Here is a 2,485-nt window from a genome sequence, read left to right as displayed (position 1 = left end):
GTACGGCTGGGCCGCGCCCGCCCGGCCCAGCCGTACCGCCTCGGGATCGATCGCCGTCCCCGGCCTGCCGGCGCGGGTGGCCCGCGCCAGCCGCATCTACGTCGAGGGCCTGCATGACGCCGCGCTGGTCGAGCGGGTGTGGGGCGACGACCTGCGGATCGAGGGCGTCGTCGTCGAGCCGCTGGACGGCGTGGACGACCTGCCGTCGATCGTCGCGAGCTTCCAGCCGGCGGCCGGGCGCCGGCTGGGTGTCCTCGTCGACCATCTCGTGGCGGGGGCGAAGGAGAGCCGCATCGCCGCGTCGGTCGCGGGCGCGCACGTGCTCGTCACCGGGCACCCCTACATCGACATCTGGCAGGCGGTGAAGCCCTCCTCGGTCGGGATCGAAGCCTGGCCGCGGGTGCCGCGCGGGCAGCAGTGGAAGGAAGGCGTCTGCCGGGCGCTGGGGGTCGCCGAGCCGGCCGACATGTGGCGCCGGGTGCTGGGCGCCGTCGACTCGTACGCCGACCTCGAACCGGGCCTGCTCGGGGCCGTCGAGCGGCTGATCGACTTCGTCACCGAGCAACCCTGACGAGGTCGTGCCCGGCCGCCGCTGGCCGAGACCGCTGGATGCCTCGGCCAGGACCAGCCGCGCCCCGGTCGAGGCCGGTCCCGATGAGTCGGCGAGGCGGTCGGTCGCGTACGGTCGGTTCGGACTTTCCGGTCTTCCGGCCCAGCCCTGTCGATCTCGCTCCAGTCAACGCCGGACGCTGGACGGGCCGTGTCCAGGAGGGGGCGGACAGAATCGGGGGCTGACATGCCCGGGTACACGCCAAGGAGAGTTTCGCCCTACGTGCTGCTCGGCGTGGCATCCCTGGTCGCCATCGCTGTCGCGCTGGCCGGGATGGCCTTCTGGCCCGGGTCGTCGGATCCACCCCGGTCGCCCCAGGCGGCATCCACGGCGGTGCCCCTGCGTGATCCCCATGCGCTGACCGGGCGGACGATCGTGCTCGACCCGGGCCACAACGGCGGGAACGGTGCCGCGGGATCGGCCATCAACCGCCTCGTCGACGCCGGCGGGTTCCAGAAGGAATGCGACACCGCCGGCGCGGAGACCGACGCCGGATATCCGGAGCACGCATTCACCTTCGACGTGGCGACCCGGGCCGCGGGCCTGCTGCGCTCGCGCGGGGCGACGGTGATACTCACCCGCAATGACGACACGGGCGTCGGTCCCTGCGTCGACGAGCGGGCCCGGATCGGAAATGCGGCCGGCGCGGAGGCTGTGGTCTCCATTCACGCCGACGGCGGGCCGCCCGAAGGCAGCGGATTTCACGTCATCGCGCCTGCGGCCAGTCCGGACGGTGGAAACGGGGGCATTCTCACCGCCTCGGCGCGGCTGGCGGATCTGCTGCGCGGCTCCTTCGGCGCGGCGACCGGCCAGCGTCGGGCGGACTATCTGGGAGACGACGGGATCACGGTCCGCTCGGATCTGGGCGGGCTCAATCTCTCCCGTGTTCCCAAGGTTTTCCTCGAGTGCGGAAACATGCACAACCCGGGCGACGCCGGGCGGATCAGCGACGCCGCCTGGCGGCAGCGGGCGGCCGAGGGCATCGTCGACGGCCTCGCGGCCTTCCTGGTCAGCGCCCCGTCTGGCGGCCCGTCCGGCGCCCCGACCGGCGTGGCCGGGCCGGCCACGGGCTAGCCGGCCCCGAGGGTCGGCGGGCTGGCCGGCTTCGGGCTGTCGCGGTGGGCGCGCCGATGGTCCGGGCTGTGCGCCTCGGCCGCGTGTCGCAAGTGAATCATGATGTTCGCCTGGTGCACGCAGGGGCCCGGGAAACCAGAAAGGCCATCCCCTGAGGGATGGCCGTTTGCGCTGATAGCGCGGGTGGTGGGCGATACTGGGATTGAACCAGTGACCTCTACCGTGTCAAGGTAGCGCTCTCCCACTGAGCTAATCGCCCGGAACCTGATCAGAGGCGGAGGCGGGAATCGAACCCGCGTACAGGGCTTTGCAGGCCCTTGCCTAAACCACTCGGCCACTCCGCCGTGAAAGGCCGTGATGGCTTTACTTCTGACCACACCGCTTCCGAGCGGACGACGGGATTCGAACCCGCGACCCTCACCTTGGCAAGGTGATGCTCTACCACTGAGCCACGTCCGCATGCTCCGCTGCTGCTTCTGCTACGAGGAGGAATTTACCACGAGCAGGTGGGGCGCCGATCTGGCTGGCGTCCCGCTTGGCGGTGCAGGTAGCACTCTAGCGGACGATCGGGGCGGTCGTCGAATGTGGGTGCCACCGTGCCGGGATGTCGCCCGGATGTCGCCCTGGTGTCGATGAGATGTTGCGTTGGAGCACGATCTTGGTGTCACCGGTGTGTCGCCCGGCCGCGCGGGCCCGGTGTGCGGTGGGCGGGGGCCGGGCTCGCCGTGGGTAAGGGTCAGGACCAGGGCGGGCGGCAGCCCCGGAACTCGGGCGGGCGAAGGTCTGGGACCTGGGAGGGAG

Annotated in this window: 2 protein-coding genes and 3 tRNA genes; 2 read left to right on the top strand and 3 right to left on the bottom strand. The window is 71.5% G+C overall.

Features of this window, described 5'->3' with window-relative positions; genetic code table 11:
• Both FMEAI12_RS19255 and FMEAI12_RS19250 read left to right on the top strand, forming a co-directional pair.
• The coding region (locus tag FMEAI12_RS19255; protein WP_112107107.1) for a DUF3097 family protein at positions 1-571 on the top strand (571 nt) is incomplete at its 5' end.
• Positions 572-796: 225 nt separating this feature from the next.
• Positions 797-1,684 (top strand): N-acetylmuramoyl-L-alanine amidase, encoded by an 888-nt coding sequence (locus tag FMEAI12_RS19250; protein ID WP_112107106.1) that lies wholly within the window; start codon positions 797-799, stop codon positions 1,682-1,684.
• A gap of 184 nt (positions 1,685-1,868) precedes the next feature.
• On the opposite strand, the gene FMEAI12_RS19245 is transcribed toward FMEAI12_RS19250, so the two are convergent.
• From FMEAI12_RS19245 to FMEAI12_RS19235, 3 genes are all read right to left on the bottom strand, one after another.
• Positions 1,869-1,943: transfer RNA gene (locus FMEAI12_RS19245), tRNA-Val, on the bottom strand.
• Positions 1,944-1,956: 13 nt separating this feature from the next.
• Positions 1,957-2,028 (bottom strand) — tRNA-Cys (locus FMEAI12_RS19240).
• Between the two features lie 43 nt (positions 2,029-2,071).
• Positions 2,072-2,143: transfer RNA gene (locus FMEAI12_RS19235), tRNA-Gly, on the bottom strand.
• Between the last annotated feature and the right edge of the window lie 342 nt (positions 2,144-2,485).

The sequence above is a fragment of the Parafrankia sp. Ea1.12 genome (assembly GCF_900465275.1).
In the GTDB taxonomy this organism is placed as follows: domain Bacteria; phylum Actinomycetota; class Actinomycetes; order Frankiales; family Frankiaceae; genus Parafrankia; species Parafrankia soli.
This window is presented reverse-complemented; position numbering and strand designations above follow the sequence as displayed.

Coding starts and splice junctions, on each gene's coding strand:
- FMEAI12_RS19250 (WP_112107106.1), top strand. CDS start 797: ATGCCCGGGTACACGCCAAGGAGAGTTTCGCCCTACGTGCTGCTCGGC.